At 72.1% G+C, this 18,280-nt stretch carries 17 protein-coding genes; 9 read left to right on the top strand and 8 right to left on the bottom strand.

Going from position 1 to position 18,280, the window contains the following annotated elements; translation table 11 throughout:
- Positions 1–34: 34 nt before the first annotated feature.
- Positions 35–601, bottom strand: a complete 567-nt coding sequence (locus ACWD4A_RS09675) for a hypothetical protein (protein ID WP_451191608.1) — start codon at positions 599–601, stop codon at positions 35–37.
- A 261-nt stretch (positions 602–862) separates the two neighbouring features.
- On the opposite strand from ACWD4A_RS09675, the gene ACWD4A_RS09680 reads away from it, so the two are divergent.
- Together ACWD4A_RS09680 and ACWD4A_RS09685 are read left to right on the top strand one after the other, a co-directional pair.
- Positions 863–1,687, top strand: a complete 825-nt coding sequence (locus ACWD4A_RS09680) for an alpha/beta fold hydrolase (protein WP_451191611.1) — start codon at positions 863–865, stop codon at positions 1,685–1,687.
- Positions 1,688–1,691: 4 nt separating this feature from the next.
- Positions 1,692–2,966 carry a hypothetical protein gene (locus ACWD4A_RS09685; RefSeq protein WP_451191615.1) on the top strand — a complete coding sequence of 425 codons (1,275 nt, stop codon included), beginning with the start codon at positions 1,692–1,694 and terminating at the stop codon, positions 2,964–2,966.
- 35 nt (positions 2,967–3,001) lie between these two features.
- Here ACWD4A_RS09685 and ACWD4A_RS09690 read toward each other — a convergent pair whose 3' ends face one another.
- On the bottom strand, positions 3,002–6,919 hold the full coding sequence (locus ACWD4A_RS09690; protein ID WP_451191618.1) for an nSTAND1 domain-containing NTPase: 3,918 nt from the start codon (positions 6,917–6,919) through the stop codon (positions 3,002–3,004).
- A gap of 554 nt (positions 6,920–7,473) precedes the next feature.
- Between ACWD4A_RS09690 and ACWD4A_RS09695 the strand changes: the two genes are divergently transcribed.
- Positions 7,474–8,877 carry an aldehyde dehydrogenase family protein gene (locus ACWD4A_RS09695; RefSeq protein ID WP_451191621.1) on the top strand — a complete coding sequence of 468 codons (1,404 nt, stop codon included), beginning with the start codon at positions 7,474–7,476 and terminating at the stop codon, positions 8,875–8,877.
- 102 nt (positions 8,878–8,979) lie between these two features.
- Here the strand turns inward: ACWD4A_RS09695 and ACWD4A_RS09700 are convergent, their stop codons facing one another.
- Both ACWD4A_RS09700 and ACWD4A_RS09705 read right to left on the bottom strand, forming a co-directional pair.
- Positions 8,980–9,114 (bottom strand): hypothetical protein, encoded by a 135-nt coding sequence (locus ACWD4A_RS09700; RefSeq protein ID WP_451191623.1) that lies wholly within the window; start codon positions 9,112–9,114, stop codon positions 8,980–8,982.
- 86 nt (positions 9,115–9,200) lie between these two features.
- Positions 9,201–9,689 carry a glutathione peroxidase gene (locus ACWD4A_RS09705; RefSeq protein WP_451191626.1) on the bottom strand — a complete coding sequence of 163 codons (489 nt, stop codon included), beginning with the start codon at positions 9,687–9,689 and terminating at the stop codon, positions 9,201–9,203.
- Between the two features lie 101 nt (positions 9,690–9,790).
- Between ACWD4A_RS09705 and ACWD4A_RS09710 the strand changes: the two genes are divergently transcribed.
- Positions 9,791–10,669, top strand: a complete 879-nt coding sequence (locus tag ACWD4A_RS09710; protein ID WP_451191628.1) for an N-acetyltransferase family protein — start codon at positions 9,791–9,793, stop codon at positions 10,667–10,669.
- Between the two features lie 40 nt (positions 10,670–10,709).
- Here the strand turns inward: ACWD4A_RS09710 and ACWD4A_RS09715 are convergent, their stop codons facing one another.
- Complete coding sequence (locus ACWD4A_RS09715; protein ID WP_451191631.1) at positions 10,710–11,351, bottom strand: cysteine hydrolase; 642 nt, start codon at positions 11,349–11,351, stop codon at positions 10,710–10,712.
- Positions 11,352–11,401: 50 nt separating this feature from the next.
- The gene (locus tag ACWD4A_RS09720) at positions 11,402–11,998 is read right to left on the bottom strand and encodes a hypothetical protein (protein ID WP_451191633.1); all 597 of its coding nucleotides are present in this window, start codon (positions 11,996–11,998) and stop codon (positions 11,402–11,404) included.
- Positions 11,999–12,116: 118 nt separating this feature from the next.
- On the opposite strand from ACWD4A_RS09720, the gene ACWD4A_RS09725 reads away from it, so the two are divergent.
- Positions 12,117–12,617 carry a hypothetical protein gene (locus ACWD4A_RS09725; RefSeq protein ID WP_451191636.1) on the top strand — a complete coding sequence of 167 codons (501 nt, stop codon included), beginning with the start codon at positions 12,117–12,119 and terminating at the stop codon, positions 12,615–12,617.
- A 163-nt stretch (positions 12,618–12,780) separates the two neighbouring features.
- Complete coding sequence (locus tag ACWD4A_RS09730; RefSeq protein ID WP_451191638.1) at positions 12,781–13,128, top strand: DUF805 domain-containing protein; 348 nt, start codon at positions 12,781–12,783, stop codon at positions 13,126–13,128.
- 37 nt (positions 13,129–13,165) lie between these two features.
- On the opposite strand, the gene ACWD4A_RS09735 is transcribed toward ACWD4A_RS09730, so the two are convergent.
- Positions 13,166–14,248 carry a PP2C family protein-serine/threonine phosphatase gene (locus ACWD4A_RS09735; RefSeq protein WP_451191640.1) on the bottom strand — a complete coding sequence of 361 codons (1,083 nt, stop codon included), beginning with the start codon at positions 14,246–14,248 and terminating at the stop codon, positions 13,166–13,168.
- A 197-nt stretch (positions 14,249–14,445) separates the two neighbouring features.
- Here ACWD4A_RS09735 and rpmF point away from each other — a divergent pair, with 197 nt between their 5' ends.
- The 3 genes from rpmF to ACWD4A_RS09750 all read left to right on the top strand — a co-directional run bounded on the left by rpmF (position 14,446) and on the right by ACWD4A_RS09750 (position 16,740).
- Entirely contained in the window at positions 14,446–14,616 is a 171-nt protein-coding gene (gene rpmF / locus ACWD4A_RS09740) for a 50S ribosomal protein L32 (protein WP_451191643.1), read from the top strand.
- Between the two features lie 5 nt (positions 14,617–14,621).
- Positions 14,622–15,788 (top strand): GTP-binding protein, encoded by a 1,167-nt coding sequence (locus ACWD4A_RS09745; RefSeq protein WP_451191645.1) that lies wholly within the window; start codon positions 14,622–14,624, stop codon positions 15,786–15,788.
- Positions 15,789–15,870: 82 nt separating this feature from the next.
- On the top strand, positions 15,871–16,740 hold the full coding sequence (locus ACWD4A_RS09750; protein ID WP_451191648.1) for an SDR family NAD(P)-dependent oxidoreductase: 870 nt from the start codon (positions 15,871–15,873) through the stop codon (positions 16,738–16,740).
- Between the two features lie 141 nt (positions 16,741–16,881).
- Here ACWD4A_RS09750 and ACWD4A_RS09755 read toward each other — a convergent pair whose 3' ends face one another.
- Entirely contained in the window at positions 16,882–18,273 is a 1,392-nt protein-coding gene (locus ACWD4A_RS09755; RefSeq protein WP_451191651.1) for a phthiocerol/phthiodiolone dimycocerosyl transferase family protein, read from the bottom strand.
- Positions 18,274–18,280 lie beyond the last annotated feature (7 nt).

Genomic DNA, 18,280 nt, shown 5'->3' on the forward strand with positions numbered 1-18,280 from the left:
CGAGGGTGTCGGGACGCCGTCGCCCGGGGTGGTGTCAGCCGATGCCGAGAACCATCCCTCCGGTCGCACTGGTGAGTCCGGTGGTGAGGCACTGCAGGAACCCCGCCTGGGGAATCGTAATGATCTGCACCGCTTTGCGTCCCTGGAAGCGTCCTTGGGTGACGGTGCCGGTGATCGTGGTGATGACCTGGCCGGCCACGGCGGTGCTGCTGCCGGTGGCGTCGACGACGCTGGTGTCGCCGGTGTCCCAGGTGAAGGTCCGCTGGACCGTGAAGCCTTCGAGGAGGTTGTTGCAGCCGGCGAAGAGGGTGAACCGCTCCGCGTACGACCCGCTCGTCACCTTTGCCCTGTGCTTTGCCCTGCCTGCGCTGTCGGTGCTGCCTGTGCTGTCGGTGCACGAGCCGAAGTGCCCTTCGGTCGTGACGGTGAAGTCCCGCGGCAGGAGCGTGACCCCCGGGCTGTAGGCGACGGACTCGGTTCCGTGGCACTGCAACTGCCCGGACGGGGGCGGGTGGGCGGAACTCGTCGTCGGAACGGTTGCACCGAGCAGGGCGACGGCTGCCAGGGCCGTGCAACGCATCCATGATCTGCCGAGGGCCACGGGCGGTCTCCTTCGTCTCTCTCGGGATGTGTGACGTGAGGAGTGCGATGCCCTGCCCGGCCGCCTGTGAGACGAGCGTACGGAAGTGAGAAGAGTGCGAGCGATTCCGCGGAGGGCGCGCGACGGCGTGCGCGCGCGTGCCACTGCCGGGACGCTGCGTCGGGCCGCCCGGGAACAGCGGGGGCCGTGTACCGAACCCCTTGTCATCAGTAGCCTTGTCGCGATCCTCCGACGGCGTACCGGTTCCGGACCTGGAGCGTGATGGACACCCTGGAGACCGGCACGCTGGCGGTACCCGGTGCGAGGCTCCACTTCGAAGTGCGCGGCACCGGGCCGCTCCTGCTGCTCATCGCGGGCGGCGGCTCCGACGCGGCCGTCTTCGCACGCCTGGCCGCCGTCCTCGCCGGGCACCACCGCGTCGTCACCTTCGATCCGCGCGGCAACTCGCGCAGCCCGCTGGACGGTCCGCCGGAACAGCAGCGGATCGAGGTGCACACCGACGACGCGTACCGTCTGGTGCGCCACATCGCCGGTGCGGACGAGCCGGTGCGGGTGTTCGGCAGCTGCTCGGGCGGGCTCGTCGCGCTGGAACTCGCGACGCGCCACCGGGACCGGGTCCGGTCGGTGGTCGCGCACGAACCGCCCGCGATGACACTGCTGCCGGACGCCGGGCGGCACCTGGCGCTCTTCGACGAGGCCTACGAGACGTTCCGCCGCGAGGGCGTCGCGCCGGGCCTGCGCGCGCTCCGGCCCGTCTTCGGCGGCCGTCCCGCGCCGCCGCTGCCCGAAGCGCACGACAACAGCGCGTTCTTCCTGGGTCATGTGATCCGGTCGACCACGCGCCACGTCCCCGACCTCGCCGCGCTCGCGACCGTCGCGGACCGGGTCGTCATGGCGGTCGGCCGCGACTCGCGCACCCACGTCATCGGCCGCCCGGCGGCCGTCCTCGCCGAGCGGCTCGGCCGCGGGCCGGTGGAGTTCCCCGGCGGCCATGCCGGCTACGCCGGACACCCGGCCGGCTTCGCCGCGCGGCTCGTCGACGTGCTCACCGCCCCGCCCGCCCCCGTGCCACGGCACCGGGGCTGACGCCGTGCGCATCGTCATGGGAGCCCAGAACTGCGGCTTCGGCCCGGCCGCCGAACTCGTCGCGGTCTCCCGGCTGCTCCCCGGCCACGAGCGGGTGTTCGTGGGCGACGGTGTGGCGGCGGCGTTCGCGCGCCGCAACCCGGACGCGTTCGACGACATCCGCGTGACCACGGGCACGCACGGGACGGCCGGGACGGCCGGGACCATGTCGGCGATGGTCGACGACCTCGTGGCGTCCGGTGATCAGGTGGTCTCGGTCATGGACGCCGACCTGGTCGTGCGGTCCGTCGTGGCGGGGCGCCCGGTGGTCATGGTGGACAGCCTGTTGAGCTTCTGGCGGATCGGCCGCCCGCTGACCCGCATCCGTGACCTGTGCGCGAGCATGCCGCGCTCCTCCTTCGCGGCCGCCGACCGGCACTTGAGCGAACTCTCGCCGCACGAGCGCGTCATCGCGGCCCACCTGCTCGCCACGCACAGCGTGGTGCAGAACTTCCCCGGAGTCGCCCGGCGCATGGCCGAACTCGCCGGCCTCGGCACGGGCCTCACGATGTACGCGACCGGCTCGGTCGTCGACCTCGAAGGGCTGCGGAACGTACCGCGCGACGCGGAACCGGAATACGACCTGCTGGTCAACGTCGGCGGATTCAAGAACTTCCTCCTGGACTTCGACGTCAACAACGACTACGTGCTGCTGCTCCACCGGTGGATCGGGGATCTGCTGCGTGACTGGCACCGGTTCTCCCGCGTCCTGGTCTGCGGCGGCCCCTTCGGCGAACACCGGGAGCGGACCGTCCAGGTCGCCGGCCGACAGGCCCACTGCCGCTTCCTGCCGCAGCGCGAACTGCTGCGGCACGTGGCGAGCACACCCCATTACCTGCTCGCCCCCGGACTCACCGCGCTCCACGAGTCGACCGCTCTCGGCCGGCTGCCACTGGCGATCCACGAACAGCACTACGCGCACGTCTTCACCCTGCGACAACTCGACGGCACACTCTTCGGCCGGACCGCCGCCCGGTTCGCGGACGCCGTGCCGCGACACCGCATACCCGAGGACGACTTCGCCGGGACCGCCGCCCTCGTCGGCATCGCGGGCCGCGTCCGGGAGGACGACGACCTCTACGCCCGGTTCCGGCGGACGTTCAACGAACGGATCGAGCGCCATGTCGCGCTCACCCCGGCACAGCGGCGACAAGGCGTCACGGAACTGCGGGACGTGCTCGGGGGCGACCCGATCTCCTCGGTGATGGCCGAGATCATCGCTCCCCGGCACACCGGCTGACAGGGTGTCCGCACGGCATTCCGGCGGGGCCGGCGTCAGGAGGAGTCCGGGCACACGGGATCGGACGTCTGGCCCCGAAGGTACGAAATCCGTTCGTCCTTGGTGAAGTCCCGGTGGAGAGCCCGGCAGATCCTCCTGCCCGCCTCGGCCGCGTCGGGAAGGTCCATCGCCCAGAGCCGCACGGTCGTGTCGCTGCCGGTGGTGGCGAGGGTCCTGCCGTCCGGGCTGAATGCCACCGAGGTCACACGGCTGGTGTGGCCGGTGAGGGTGCTGCGGGGCTTGCCCGTGGCCACATTCCACAGCCGCGCGGTCTCGTCGCCGCTGGAGGTGGCGAGGGTCTTGCCGTCGGGGCTGAACGCCACCGAACTGACCGGCCCCGTATGGCCCGCGAGGATGGTGCGGGGCCTGCCCTCGGCCAGGTCCCAGAGGCGTACCGTCTCGTCGTCACTGCCGGTGGCCAGTGTCGCGCCGTCCGGACTGAAGGCCACCGATGCCACGACGTCGCTGTGCCCCGTGAGGACGGCGCGGAGTACGCCTGTCGCCACGCTCCACAGCCGTACGGTCCTGCCGCCGGTGGTGGCGAGGACGGTGCTGTCCGGGCTGAACGCCGCCGATGCCACGCTGTCGCTGTGACCGGTGAGGGTGATGCGGAGCGCTCCTGTCGCGACGTCCCAGAGCCGCGCGCTCTTGTCGCCGCTGGTGGTGGCGAGGGTCCTGCCGTCCGGGCTGAAGGCGACCGACGTCACGCCGTCGGTGTGACCGGTGAGCGTGCCGCGGGTTCTGTCGGTGTACAAGTCCCAGAGCCGTACGGTCCTGTCGTCGCTGCCCGTGGCGAGGGTCTTGCCGTCCGGGCTGAAGGCGACGGACGTCACGCCGTCGGTGTGGCCGGTGAGCGTACGGCGGGTCTCTCCGCCGTACGCGGACCAGAGCCGCACGCTCTTGTCGCTGCCGGCGGTGGCGAGCGTCGCGCCGTCAGGGCTGAAAGCGACCGCGGTGACGGTGTCGGTGTGGCCCGTGAGGGTGTTGTGAGGTTTGCCCGCGCTCAAGTCCCAGATCCGCGCGGTCTTGTCGTAACTGCCGGTGGCCAGCGTTCTGCCGTCGGGGCTGAAGGTCACCGAGGCCACATGATTGCTGTGACCGATGAGGACACCGAGGGGCTTGCCCGTGGCCGGATCCCAGATCCGCGCGGTCTTGTCGATGCTGCCCGTGGCGAGGGTGTTCCCGTCCGGTCCGAACGCCACCGACATCACGCCGTCGGTGTGCCCGGTGAGCGTACGGCGGGACGTTCCGTCGGCCGTGTCCCAGAGCCGCACCGTCTTGTCGTGACCGGCGGTGGCCAGGGTCCTGCCGTCGGGGCTGAAGGCCACCGACGTCACATGGTTGCCGTGCCCGGACAAGGTGTTCCTGGATCTCCCCGTGCGCAGGTCCCAGAGCCGCGCGGTCCTGTCGTCGCTGCCCGTGGCGAACGTCCTGCCGTCGGGGCTGAAGGCCACGGACGTCACGGCGTCGGTGTGGCCGGTGAGGGTGTCGCGAGGCCGGCCGGTGCCCACGTCCCAGAGGCGTACGGTCCCGTCGTCGTCGCCGGTGGCCAGGATGCCCCCGTCCGGGCTGAAGGCGACGGACGTCACGCCGCCGGTGCGGCCGGTGAGCGTACCGCGGGGTTCGCCGGTGGCCGCGTCCCAGAACCGGACGGTCCTGTCGCCGCTGCCGGTGGCGAGGATCTTGCCGTCCGGGCTGAAGGCGACCGAGGTCACCGTGTCCGTATGGCCGGTGAGCGTGCGGCGGCGTTCGCCACCGGCGGTGTCCCAGAGCTGCACGGTCCTGTCGTGACTGGCGGTGGCCAGGGTCCTGCCGTCCGGGCTGAACGCCACCGAGGCCACCGTGTCGGCGTGCCCCATGAGGCGCTGGCGAAGAGGGAGCGCGGCGGCCATGTAGAGGCTGGCGGTGGCTTCGTCGGTGGGGCTCGTCCGATGGGCCTGAAGGGCCAGGAGCGAGGCCAGATCGGGGTCGGAATCGATCAGGGCGCCGGATTGCGCGGCCAATTGCCGTGACTGGGCCTGGTGCTGGGCGGTGACGGCCGACTCCCGCTGCCGGAACGCCACTCCCGTGGCGATCAGGGCCAGCGCCATGAGGACCGCGAGGCCGCCGGCCAACTGGCGCAGCCGCCTCGTACGGCGGCGCTCCCGCTTCCGCTCGGCGGCCTCGTGGTCGGTGCCGGTGTCGAGGAACGCCTGTGCCACGGGCCCCAGGGTGACGCGGCGCGCCGGGTCGGTGGCCCACTCGCGGGCGATGGCCAGCCGGGTGCCCCGGTAGAGCAGTCCCGCGTCGCGGCCCTCGCGCTCCCAGGCCTCGGCCGCCTCCAGGAGCGACTGCCGGGTGCGCAGCGCCGCGCGGTCCTCGTCGATCCACTCGCGCAGCCGTGGCCAGGCGCGCAGCAGGGCCTCGTGGGCCAGCTCCACGTGTTCGGCGTCCAGGGTCAGCAGCCGGGCCTGGGTGAAGACGTCGAGAACGGCCGCGGCGGTGTCCGGGTCGGGGGCGCGCTCCAGCAGCCTGCCGCGCTCCATGCGGTGGCTCGTCTCGCCGGTGTCGTCGACACGGACGAGATGGAGCAGCAGATGCCGTGCCACGGTCTGCCGGTCCGGGGGCAGTGTGGTGTACGCGCGTTCCGCGGTGGCGGCGACGGCTCCCGAGATCCCGCCGGTCAGCTGGTAGCCGTTCACGGTCAGGGTGTTGTTCTCGCGGTGCTGCCACGTGGTGAGGAGGGCGTGGGAGAGGAGAGGGAGGATTCCGGGGCGCAGTGTCCCCGGGGCCGGGGTGTTCCCGGTGGTGTCGGAGGTCATGGTGGCGTCGCGGAGGAGGATCTCCACCAGCCCCGGTTCGATGTCGAGGCCCGCTTCGTCGGCGGGGCCGGTGATGGCCACCCGGAGCTGGGTCACGTTCATGGGCCCCAGGGGGACATGGCCGTGCTGCAGGGCGGCGACCAGCTCGGGGCAGGTCAGGCACTGGCCGTAGAAGTCCGCGCGGATGCCCAGGACGACCAGCCCGGCGGAACGCGTGGGTCCGTCGGCTTCATCGGCCTCGTCGGTCTCATCGGCCTCGCCGGTCTCGTCGGCGCGGGAGGCCAGGGCGTGCAGCGCCCGGACGAAGGTCCGGCGTTCCCGCGGGTCCTGGCAGAGGGTGAAGGTTTCCTCGAACTGGTCGACGACCACGACCACTTGGACCGCTTCACCGGCCGTCCCGTAAGGGGTGTGCGAGGGCTCCGGATTCATCGCGGCGGACACCGTGGCGGCCAGGCGCCGCGCGGAACGGCCGAGGGCCCGGACGAGGTCGGCACGGGGAGCCCCCGTCGCCTCGGCGATCCCGGACAGAAGCTGTTCGACCGGGTGCTCGCCCGGTGTCAGCAGCACCACGGGCCACTGGCTGGACTCCGCGACGGGGAGAACACCGCGGGCGAGGGCCGGGAGCAGCCCGGCGCGCAGCAGGGACGACTTCCCCGCGCCCGAAGGAGCGACCACCAGCAGTGGACCGACCCCTTCCAGATGGTCCGTCAGCTTGGCCAGCAGGGAGGCGGTGGCCTGGGACCGTCCGAAGAACCAGCGGGCGTCGTCGGGGCGGTACGCGGCCAGCCCCCGGTACGGGCACACGTCGTTCGGCTGCCGCCCGGAGCCTCCGTGCGCGTCGGCCCGGGACTCCGGGAGCATCTTCTCCAGCACGCCGCCGGAGTCCAGGGCCCGGTCGCACGCGCGGGCCAGATCGAGCGTCAGCGGCTTCTCGCCGTTCTCCACCTTGCTCAGGTGGCCCTTGCTGTAGAAGGCCATGCGGGACAGCACCGCGAGCGAGACCCCCCGCTCCTGACGCAACCTCCGTAACTCCGCGCCTGTTTCACCCCGGCCCTCGCTCCCGGGCCGGTCCTGTTTCCCGGAACCCGGCCGCTTCTCCTGTTCCTGTGCCACGCGTGAGCCACCCTCCTCGGTGCCTTCCAGGAGCGCATTGTCGGCGCGGGCGAGGCGATTTCGGAAGCCGGACGGTGGGCTTCGGCCATGCGCTTTCCCCCTCGCGGAGTCCTTCGACGGGACGAGGCTGCCACCGGGAGCGTCGCGTTCCCCGGTGGGACCGGCGCCGACCCCGGTCACCCGTATCTGATCGCCTCCAGGTATGCGCAGGTCAGCAGCGGTTTCCCTGTCCGGCGCCGGGAAAGGAAACAGGAAACGGCTCGACTCCCGGCGCCTCATCGGCTGAGCTGTTGGACGTCGGCCGACCCGGACCGGGGGAATGGCGATTCCCAGCTGGAGTCCATCGGGGGGCAGCTGGGAATCCGCCGGGGTCGGCCGACGCCGCGTCGCGGAACCACATGTACGAGGGGCGGAAACTTGTCACGGTGGGATCGTCCGGCACGGTGCGAAGCCGCGACGCGACGGTGCCGCGCCCCCCGCCGTCACCCGCTCCGCCGCGCCGGCCGCCTGGGCTCCGCCGCCCGGCCACCGGACCCCCGAGGTTGGAGGCAGTGATGCCAGAGTTCACGATGACCATCGGCGGCAGAAGCGTGTCGGCGTCGAGTGCGTTCGGGGTCGTGAATCCTGCCACCGGCGAGGAGGCGGCGCACGCGCCCGACTGCTCGCCCGAACAGCTCGACCAGGCGATGGCCGCCGCTGCCGCTGCCCGCCGGGCATGGAGCGCGGACATCGACACGCGCCGCAAGGCGCTCCACGCCGCGGCGGACGTGCTGATGTCGCATGCGGGCGAACTCGCCGCCGTCCTCACCACCGAGCAGGGCAAGCCGATACCGAACGCCAGGTCGGAAGTGATGAGTTCCGGATACTGGCTCAAGCACTTCGCCGACCTGGAGATACCCCGCCAGGCCGGCGAGGACGACGGGAAGGCGTCCGCCGTGATCGTCCGGCGGCCGGTCGGCCCGGTCGCGGCCATCACGTCCTGGACCTTTCCGCTCGCGCTGGCCGCCTGGAAGATCGGACCGGCGCTGCTGGCGGGCAACACCATGGTGCTCAAGCCGTCGCCGTACACCCCGCTGTCCACGCTGAGAATGGGCGAACTGCTGCGGGACGTGCTGCCCGCGGGAGTCCTCAACGTGGTCAGCGGCGGTGACGAGCTGGGCGCCCGGATGACGGCCCACCCCGTACCCCGGAAGATCAGCTTCACCGGCTCGGTGGCCACCGGCAAACGGGTCGCCGCGGCCGCGGCACTCGGCCTCAAGCGGGTCACCCTGGAACTCGGCGGCAGCGCCCCGGCGATCCTGCTGGACGACGTCGATCCGGCGGGTGTGGCCGACAGGATCTTCGACGCCGCCTTCCGCAACAACGGCCAGTGGTGCTCGGCGCTCAAGCGGGTGTACGTGCCCCGGGCGCTCTACGGAGAGGTGGTCGAGGCGCTGGCCGGCCGGGCCCGGTCGGCGGTCGTCGGCAACGGCGCCGATCCCGGTGTCCGGTTCGGCCCGGTCAACAACAGGCCGGCGTTCGACCGGGTCGCGGAACTGGTCACCGACGCGCTGCGCGGCGGGGCGCGGGCCGCGGCGGGCGGCAAACCCATCGACCGGCCGGGGTACTTCTACGAGCCGACCGTGCTGGCCGACGTCGACGACAGCAGCCGGATCGTGGCCGAGGAGCAGTTCGGACCGGCCCTGCCGGTCGTCGCGTACGCCGAGCCGGCCGACGCCGTGGACCGCGCCAACGCCACCCGCTTCTTCTCCGGTTCGGTATGGAGCGCGGACCCGGAGCGGGCGGCTCATATGGCCGGACAACTGGAGTGCGGCACGGCCTGGATCAACGCCCATGGCCTGCTCGCCCCCCACGTGCCGGCGAGCGGCCTCGAATGGCGCGCCGCCGGCGTGGAAAGCGGAATCTGGGGAGTTTACGAGTCCACCGAAATCCAGGTCCTGCACCAGGCCCGGGTCTGAACACGCGATCAGCTCAGGGGCTTGATGAACATCTCCCTGGTTGTCGGGGCGGGAACCGTGCATCGCATCGCGCGATGCACGGTTCGGCGGAACGGCCGGGCCCTACGTCCGGTCGGCTCGCAGGCCGGCGATCAGCCACTCGACGGCCGGACCCATGCCGGGGTCGGCGGGCAGACCGCCGAGCACCGAGACGAGCCGCCGATACCGCTCGTAGCCCGAGGCGTTGCCGATCTCCATACGGTCCAGCAGCCAGGCCCGGAACTCCGGCCCGTCCTCGCGGCCGACGTCGAGGCCGCCGAAGGCGCTGTCGACGAAGTCGTGGATCAGGCGGGCAGGTTCCGCTCTACGGCCGCCACGACCTCGGCGGAGTCCGGCTCGGTCCGCGGGGAGAAGCGGGCCGCCACGGTGCCGTCCGGGGCGATGAGGAACTTCTCGAAGTTCCAGCGGATGTCCCCGGTGTGGCCCTCGTCGTCCGCGGTGGTGACGAGTCCGTCGTACAGCGGGTGCCGCCCGTCCCCGTTGACCTCGATCTTCTCGGTCATGGGGAAGGTCACCCCGTACGTGGCCGAGCAGAACTCGGCGATCTCCGCCGCCGACCCGGGCTCCTGGCCCAGGAACTGGTTGCAGGGGACGCCGAGGACGGTGAAGCCACGAGCGGCATACCGCTCGTGCAGGCGCTCCAGACCGGAGTACTGAGGGGTGAGGCCGCACTTGGAGGCGACGTTGACGATGAGCACGGCCTTGCCGCGGTACTGCCCCAGGTCCGCGGGACCGCCCTGGAGCGCGTTGATCTCTACTTCGTGAACAGACATGCCCGGATGCTAGCCGGGCACCCGCGACCATGGACACGGGCCCTGGGGCCGGGTGCGAAAATCGGATGCGCGCGGGTGCGCCGGTCCGCACACTGACCGTCATGGACGCTGCGCGAGTCAGGCCGATGCGACCGGACGACCTCCCCGCCGCGGAGCGCGCCTCCGCGGTGACGTTCTTCGAGGCGGACCGGCTGAGCAGGCGGGTCTGCGAGCCGGAGATCGAACCCCGCTCGGCGTCCGCCACGCGGCAGTGGATCGACCGGGTGGGGTATTTCCTCGCCCGGGACCCCGGGGGCTGCTGGGTGGCCGTGGACGACGCCGAGGTCGTCGGTTTCGCGGTCGCGCAGAATCGCGGCCGGTTCTGGTACCTCGCCACGTACGGTGTCGTGCCCGCGCGTCAGGCCAGGGGCATCGGGCGGCGGCTGATGGACGCGGTCCTGGCGCACGCCGACGGCCGGCAGGGCATGTTCTCCTCGACCGTGCACCCCGGAGCGACCCGGCGGTACCGGCTGGCGGGCTTCTCGCTGTATCCGCAGATGCGGATGGTCGGCACCGTCGACCGGTCCACGCTCCCGGCCGTCACCGGGCTCCGCGAGGGGCGGGCCGACGACATCGACTGGATGAACCGGCTGGACCAGGACCTCCGCGGGGCCGGTCACGGATCCGACCACAGCCACATGCTCGCCACCCTGCGGCTCGTCGTGTCCCGCACGAACGGCGGGCCGGGCTATGTGTACATCGACGACCGGGGAAGAGCGGCGCTTTTGGCCGCCGCGGACACGGACACCGCGCGGAGCCTCCTGTGGGAGGCCCTGGCCGCCTCCCGTGGAGACACCCTCGTCAACTGCGTCACCACCGCCAACGAGTGGGCGGTCGACGTCGGCCTGGCGGCCCGCCTCGACATCGGCCAGGAGGGATACCTCGCCGTCCGTGGCATGACGGCCCCGGCACCGTACCTGCCCAGCGGACACTTCCTGTGACCCATGCCGCCGTCCCGCCGTCCCGCCGTCCGGTGGAAGATCAACGGTGTGCGAGTGCGGCGCGGAACTCCTCGGTGGTGGTCAGCACGGCGTCCCCCGCGAAGCGCAGTGCCGCCAGTGACCGCTCGGCCGCCTCCGGGTCGCCCGCCCCGCAGGCGTCGGTGACGACGACCGGGATGTAGCCGAGGTCCGCCGCGTGGCGGGCGGTGGGCTCGATGCCGATCTCCAGGGCGACACCGACGACGGCGACCGCCGTGACCCCGCAGTCGCGCAGGGCGATATCGAGCCAGGTGCCCTCGAACGCCGACATGGTGATCTTGTCGATCACCGCCTCGCGGTCCATGGGCCGCAGCCCGGGGAGGAGTTGGGTGTGCGCGGCGTGCGGCGGGAAGGGGGACACCACATCGGCCGCCCGTTCCGCCCGCTGCCAGCCGCGCCACATGCGCAACTGGGAGACGCCCATCAGCTCGACGGGAAGCGTGACATGGCGCAGGAAGTACGTACGGACCCCCGCGGCACGTGCGGCGTCGAGCACCTCCGTCACCCGGCCGACGACACGGTCGCGCTCGCCGATCTGCTCCAGGATGCCGACCTGCATGTCGTACACGAGCAGTGCCAGGCGCGCCGGGTCGCACACCTCCGCCAGGGAACGGGGAACGGCCAGGCCATTGCGTTCGTCCATGGAGGGAAGCTATCCGCTGTCCCGGTCGCGGCCGCGCATGCGCGCGGGAGTCATGCCGACGGCGTCGCGGTGACGGGTGGGCGGACTTCCAGGACGGTCGCGGTCCCGGCCACCGTCCGGTCCTCGTACATGGTGATCCGCCGGCCGGGCCGGAGGTGCCGCCACCGGGAGGGGACGAGGGGGGAGAGCCGGACCGGCGACCGGCCGCCCGGTTCCAGGGAATGCCTGCCCTCGACCCACAGCGCGGCGATGTTGACCGCCGGCTCACCGGCGGGGGAGCGATGCCCGATGTCCCACATCGGCCGCAGGATCCCGGCGCCGGGGACGGGCGTCTTGCGGCGAGCTTCCTCGGCGGGCCGCAGCGTCAGGTCCGCCCGGATCACACCGTTGAGGGCTTCGTAATGGCGCCAATGGCACCAGGCCGTGCTTCGCTCCAGCCTCAACTGCCGGGCGGCGTCGGCGAGTGTCTCCCAGAACTCCGGGGGCAGCGGACGGCCGTCGCCGAGTTCCTCGAGCAACTCCAGGGCGACGTCCCACTCGTCGCCGACGAGGTGGTCCCAGACGTCGTTCACCGTGATGTCGTTTCCGGTGGCGGTCTCTTCGGGAACCAGCAGGGAGGCGGCTTCGAGCAGCTCGGGGACGTTCATACGGCGATTGTCGGTCATGTCCGTCGCGGTCCGCGTCGGGGGCGGCCCGTGGAAAACTTGCGCAGTCCTGACCCGGCGCACACCCCGGGCAGAGGCACCACGGGGTAGAACCGAAGTCATGACGATCTATCAGCATCTGCCGCACCCGCACATCGCCTCACGGGACGCCCAGGGACCGGTGAAGGTCACCGACCAGCACCCGCAGGGCAACGCGGTCACGCGGTTCAACACGAAGGTCGCGATCGTCGTCACACGGGCGGTCGGCAGCATGTGGTGCGCCTACGTGTTCGCGCTGTTCGACCTGATCAGCCTCCCGGACGCGATCAAGGCCGGTGCGGCGGCGATCGTGTCCTGGGTGGCGCAGACGTTCCTGCAACTCGTCCTGCTGTCGGTCATCATGGTGGGCCAGAACGTACAGGCCGCCGCGTCGGACAAGCGCTCCGAGGCGACCTTCCACGACGCGAGCGCGACCCTGCACGAGATGGCGCACCTGCAGGGCCACCTCGCCGCGCAGGACGTCCTGCTGACCCGGATCGCCGAGAAGATCGGCCTCGAACCGGTGCCGGTGATCGACCCCCCGGCGGGCACCGAGCCGGAGGAACAGCGGCCGGCGGGCTGACCGCGGCCCGGCTCCCGCACGCGTACGCCGACGGCCCGCAGTACGGTGCGGGTGCCGGTCGGCCGCCCCCGCACAACGGTTGACCAACCCTTCCGAGCCCCCTACCTTCAGCCTGAGGCCCGGCCCATGAACGGGTCCCGCCACGGCACTTCGGGGGGCGAACGTGCACTGGTACGTGGATGTGCTCAAGAAGTACACGGCATTCAGCGGGCGGGCAGGCCGCCAGGAATTCTGGATGTTCACTCTGATCAGCTTCGTCATCAGCATCGTGGTGGCCGTCGTCGACGCCGCGCTCGGCACGAGCCCTCTCCTCGGGGCGCTGTACAGCCTCGCCGTGCTCCTGCCCAGCATCGCCGTCGGCATCCGCCGGCTGCACGACACCGGCCGGTCGGGCTGGTGGCTGCTCATCGGCCTGATCCCGTTCGTGGGCATCATCGTCCTGGTGGTGCTCTGGGCCCTCGACAGCACGCCGCACGACAACGCCTACGGCCCGAGCCCGCTGCCCGCATAGGCCCGCTGAATATCGCGCACTGGCAGGGCGGGCGCTGTCAGGAACCCGCGCATTCCCCGTCCCGCGTCACCGCGAGCAGCGCCATGTCATCGGTGATGCGGCCGCCGGCGTGCCGGCCCACGTCGGTGAGAAGAGCGTCGAGCAGCGCGTCGGGCCCGGGGAAGTCGTGCCCGGCCAGCCGGGCGCCGGGGTCGTAGAAGACCCCGGCGCGGTTCCGCGCCTCGGTGAGGCCGTCGGTGTACAGCAGCAGGGTCGTCCCAGGGGGGAACGGCACCGTGTCGGTCCGGTCCTCGCCGGTGCCCAGCTCCCCCAATGCCAGAGGGAGTGCCGGAACGGACGGTTCCGCACAGTGCACTTCACCGCCGCGCAGCAGCAGCGGGGCCGGGTGGCCGTGGTTGACCAGCCGCAGTTCGTCGCCGGAGTGCGGGATCTCGGCGAGGAGTCCGGTGACGAACCCCTCGGTCTGCTCGGGTCCCGTCCGCCGCCTCGCCTCCCGCAGCAGCGCCCGGTCCAGCCTGGCCGCGATCCGGACGAGCGTGGGCTCGTCGTCGGCGGCCTCCCGGAACACCCCCAGCGCCACGTCCACCGCCTTGACGGCCTCCATGCCCTTGCCCCGTACATCGCCGATCAGACAGCGCACCCCGTACGGGGTGTCCTGCACGCTGTACAGGTCGCCGCCGATCTGCGCGTCCTTGACGGCCGACTGGTAGCGCACGGCGATCCGCAGCGGCCCGATCGAGGCCGGCGGCTGCGGCAGTACGGCGCGTTGTACGGCGAGGGCCACCTTGCGCGCGGACCGCAGGCGTACGTCGCTGTAGTACATCAGACGGTTGACGACGACGGCGAAGGCCGAGACGGTCGCGACCGCAGCCAGCTCGCTCCGCCCGCCGGAATCGTCGAGGAAGCCGAAGTGGGCGAGCAGCGCGGCGTCGGCGGCGCAGGCGCCGAGGCCCGCCAGGACCGTCGCGCGCAGCGACAGCAGCGCAGCGGCCGTCATCGGGGCGGCCGTGTAGAAGGCCTCGGCGCTGAAGTGCGGAGAGGTGTTGTAGTCGAGGATCACGCCGACGACGAGGAGGAGGACCGGCAGCAGCTGGAGGTGACGCAGGCACCAGCGCCCCATGGCAGCGCGCCTCGCACCCGGTGCCCTCACGTACCCGCTCCCGCTCTTCCGCGTTGTGCGACACGCTCCAGCATCCTCGGGCCGGATCACGGCTGCCAGTCGTGGCGCGGCCGTACGGGTACCCAACGAGGTAGAGATGGAATTCATTTTCATGTACGGTCGCCGATGACGCCGATCACCTCACTCAGGAGACCCTCATGGCCGTCCCGAAGCGGAAGATGTCCCGCAGCAACACCCGCCACCGCCGAGCCCGGTGGAAGGCCGCGACGCCGCGGCTGGTGCCGGTGACGATCGACGGATCGGTGCACCGGGTCCCGCAGCGGCTGGTGAAGGCGTACGAGCGCGGCCTGCTGCGCCCCGAAGGCTGACCGGCATGGCGCGCGAGCGACTGCCCGTGACCGTTCTGTCCGGGTTCCTGGGGGCGGGGAAGACCACCCTGCTCAACCATGTGCTCGGCAACCGGGAGGGCCTGCGGGTCGCGGTCGTCGTGAACGACATGAGCGAGGTCAACATCGACGCCGCGTTCGTCCGCGGTGGTGAGGCCGCCCTCTCCCGCACCGAGGAGCGCCTGGTCGAGATGACCAACGGCTGCATCTGCTGCACCCTGCGGGACGACCTGCTGGAAGAGGTCGCCCGGCTGGCCCGGGAGGGCCGCTTCGACCATCTGCTCATCGAGTCCAGCGGCATCTCCGAGCCGATGCCCGTCGCCGCCACGTTCTCCTTCCCGCGCGACGACGGTGCGACGCTCGGCGACCTCGCCCGTCTCGACACGATGGTCACCGTCGTCGACGCCGCCACCTTCCTGACCGAGCTGGAGGGCGGGGACGAGCTCGCCGAGCGGGGGCTCGACCAGTACGAGGGCGACGAACGCACCGTCAGCGACCTGCTGATGGACCAGGTCGAGTTCGCCGACGTCATCGTCGTCAACAAACTCGACCTGGTCGACGCGGACGCGGCCGACCGCCTGCGGGCGATGCTGTCCCGGCTCAACCCGGCCGCCCGCGTCATGTCCACGACCCACGGACGCGTGGCACTGGAGGATGTCCTGGGCACCGGCCTGTTCGACCTCGAACGCGCCCAGCAGGCGCCCGGCTGGGTCAAGGAGCTCAACGGCGACCATGTGCCGGAGACCGAGGAGTACGGCATCTCCTCCACCGTGTTCCGCTCGCGAGCCCCCTTCCACCCGGGGCGTCTGTGGACCTTCGTCACCGAGGAGCTCGACAGCGGTACGTACGGCCGGGTCCTGCGCTCCAAGGGATTCTTCTGGCTGGCCAGCCGCCCCCGGGTGACCGGCCTGTGGTCACAGGCCGGGGCGGTGGCCCGCTTCGAGCCCTCCGGCGCCCGCGAACCGGGCACCGCCCAGGGCCAGGAACTCGTCTTCATCGGCACCGGCCTGCGCGCCGAGGCCCTGCGGGCGGCGCTCACGGCGTGCCTGCTGGCCGAGGGCGAACCCGTCCCCGTCGAGGACGGGTTCCCCGTATGGGAGACATACGGGATCGACGCCGCCTGCGAACACGAACACGCGGCCGGCGCGGCCTGAGGGTGAGGTCGTTGCGTGCCATGGGGCCGGTCCGGGCGGTATGCATGTACTCACACAGAAACGCTCGCTCGGTGGAGGCCCCATGACCCCCGTGACCGGCAGGACCGTTCTCATCACCGGCACCTCTTCCGGCATCGGCCTCGCCGCCGCGGTCGGCGCGGCGCGTGCCGGCTGGCGGACCGTCGCGACGATGCGCGACCCGCGCAAGGCGGACGCCCTGCTGAAGGCCGCTTCCGAGGCGGGCGTCGGCGATCTGGTCCGGGTCGGGCGGCTGGACGTGACCGACGCCGGGTCCGTCACGGACTGCCTGGCGGAGGTCGTCGCCGAGTACGGGCGGCTGGACGCCGTGGTCAACAACGCGGGCGCCGGTCACATCGGAACCGTCGAGCGGGACGACATGGCCGCCGTCCGCGCCGCGATGGAGGTCAACTACTTCGGCGTCGTCGAGGTGACGCGCGCCGCGCTGCCGCACCTGCGGGCGTCGCGGGGACGCGTCATCACCGTGACGAGCGTCGGGGGAGTGGTCGGCCAGCCCTTCAACGAGGCCTACTGCGCGGCGAAGTTCGCGGTGGAAGGGTTCATGGAGTCGCTGGCCCCGGTCGCGGCATCGGTCGGCGTGCACGTGACCGTGGTCGAGCCGGGCGCGGTCGCGACCGAGTTCGTGGCCGGACTGGGGCTCGACATCCCGGCCCTGCTGGCCGCGTCCGGCCCGTACGCCCCCGCGCTCCAGGCGTACATCGACCGCGCCCAGAAGTCCTTCGGCACCGCGCAGTCCCCGGCCGAGGCCGCTGCCACGGTCGTCGACGCGCTGACCGCCGAGTGGCCGGTGTTCCGTGCGCAGACCTCCGACTGGGCCCGTGACTTCACGGCCACCAAGCTCGCCGACCGCGACGGCTCGGCGGTCCAGTCCCTGATGGCCACCTGGGTGGGCACCCGGGGTTCCGGCGACTGATCCGGATCGGAACGGGCAGCCCGTCCTCAGGGCCGGCTGCCCGGGCGAGGCCGTCAGGTCGGCGACGAGCGTCGGCGCCTTGCCGGAGCGGCCCTGACGGCACACGGCTGAGCGGCCATGAGGAGGGGGCGGCGAGAGCCGTCAGGCGGAGACCGCGGACAGCAGGACGCGCAGCGACTCGTCGGCGAGGCGCCGGGCGCGTGGGGCCGGGACCAAGCCGTCGACGTGGCTGAAGTTCCAGGCGAGGCCGCCGTGGCTGGTGTTGGCGGTCGCCACGATGGCGCCCGTCACCGAGACGGCCGCGACGAGCTGGGTGTCCGAGATGCTCCAGGGGCCCAGCCGGCCGGGGAAGTCGTAGCGGCCGATGTTGGAAAGGCACAGGTTGAGCGGCCCCTGCTCGTCCATGTACCGCATGAAGGCCTCGCCGTCGGCGGAGGTCTTCGGCCCGGCCCGGTCCATGAGGTTGAGCATGGTCAGGTGCTCCTCGCGCTTCCGGCGGCCCGTCAGGTCCCGGCCGATGGCGCGGGCCATGGGCCACAGGCCGGCGCCGGGCTCGTAGCGGACGCGGGAGGGCAGGGTGGAGGCGTAGCTCCCGGCGTCCTCGTAGGAGACGGCCGTCTCCAGCTCCCGGCGGAAGTCGACCGGGGAGCCGATCGAGAAGTACGCGGGTTCCGTGGTACCGGCCTCCTGGGCGACGGCGGTCACCATCGCGGCGGCGAGGGCCCCGTGGACGGTGGTGTCGTGCCGCTTGCAGGCCTGCGCCAGCAGCTCCGACTGCCCGGCGGTGAGCGACCGGTGCACCAGCCGGGTGCGCCGCCGCTCGAAGGGCACCGCCCGGCTGGGGAGGACGCGGCGGGGCCGCAGCCGCCGGACTTCCTCCTCGTCGCGCCGGAGCAGCTCCTCGAGGGCGGCGGCCGCCTCGGCGCCGCGGTGCCGACGGGGGAGCAGGTCCTCCGCGGCGGGCAGTGCCGGGCGCGACGCGCGCGTCGGTTCCCCGCCCGCGGCCAGTTGTGCGGCGATGCCGAGCAACTCCTCGAGCAGGGACAGGCCCGTCATGCCGTCGGCGACGCAGTGGGAGGCCACCATGAGCAGGTCGTGGACGGCCTCCGGGTGCTCGGCGTCCGCCTCCCGTGTGATCAGGGTCGCGCGCAGCAGCGGGCCGGTGCGCCAGTCGACGCGCTCCATGAACTCGTGCTCATTGGTCTCGTGTTCCCACCGGGTATCGGCCTCGGGGTCCCCCGGTGCCACCTCGACGTGGCGCAGCGGTATCGGCGTCTCCACGGGCCGGAACGCGAGGCGTTCCCCGTCGCCGTCACCCGTGATCGCGACGCGCAGCAGCGGGTGCCGGTCCTGGAGGACGTCCAGGGCGCGGCGCAGCAGCTCCGGCGGCAGGTCCCCGTGGACGCGGGTGCGGACGAGGCCGCTGAGCGGCGAGGTCCGGTCGGCCGTCCAGTACCAGCGCTCCACCGGGCTGAGCTCGCGCCGCAGATGGGTGCCGGTGCCGGTGACCGGTCCGGGGTGCTGCTGTGACATGGCGTCA

This window comes from Streptomyces sp. NPDC002537, assembly GCF_053594975.1.

Bases quoted from the DNA above. Each gene is read 5' to 3' on its own strand.
- ACWD4A_RS09705 (WP_451191626.1), bottom strand. From the start codon at position 9,689: ATGTCTGTTCACGAAGTAGAGATCAACGCGCTCCAGGGCGGTCCCGCG.
- ACWD4A_RS09680 (WP_451191611.1), top strand. From the start codon at position 863: ATGGACACCCTGGAGACCGGCACGCTGGCGGTACCCGGTGCGAGGCTC.
- ACWD4A_RS09745 (WP_451191645.1), top strand. From the start codon at position 14,622: ATGGCGCGCGAGCGACTGCCCGTGACCGTTCTGTCCGGGTTCCTGGGG.
- ACWD4A_RS09720 (WP_451191633.1), bottom strand. From the start codon at position 11,998: ATGAACGTCCCCGAGCTGCTCGAAGCCGCCTCCCTGCTGGTTCCCGAA.
- ACWD4A_RS09725 (WP_451191636.1), top strand. From the start codon at position 12,117: ATGACGATCTATCAGCATCTGCCGCACCCGCACATCGCCTCACGGGAC.
- ACWD4A_RS09755 (WP_451191651.1), bottom strand. From the start codon at position 18,273: ATGTCACAGCAGCACCCCGGACCGGTCACCGGCACCGGCACCCATCTG.
- ACWD4A_RS09735 (WP_451191640.1), bottom strand. From the start codon at position 14,248: ATGGGGCGCTGGTGCCTGCGTCACCTCCAGCTGCTGCCGGTCCTCCTC.
- rpmF (WP_451191643.1), top strand. From the start codon at position 14,446: ATGGCCGTCCCGAAGCGGAAGATGTCCCGCAGCAACACCCGCCACCGC.
- ACWD4A_RS09700 (WP_451191623.1), bottom strand. From the start codon at position 9,114: ATGGAGATCGGCAACGCCTCGGGCTACGAGCGGTATCGGCGGCTCGTC.
- ACWD4A_RS09715 (WP_451191631.1), bottom strand. From the start codon at position 11,351: ATGGACGAACGCAATGGCCTGGCCGTTCCCCGTTCCCTGGCGGAGGTG.
- ACWD4A_RS09695 (WP_451191621.1), top strand. From the start codon at position 7,474: ATGCCAGAGTTCACGATGACCATCGGCGGCAGAAGCGTGTCGGCGTCG.
- ACWD4A_RS09710 (WP_451191628.1), top strand. From the start codon at position 9,791: ATGGACGCTGCGCGAGTCAGGCCGATGCGACCGGACGACCTCCCCGCC.
- ACWD4A_RS09750 (WP_451191648.1), top strand. From the start codon at position 15,871: ATGACCCCCGTGACCGGCAGGACCGTTCTCATCACCGGCACCTCTTCC.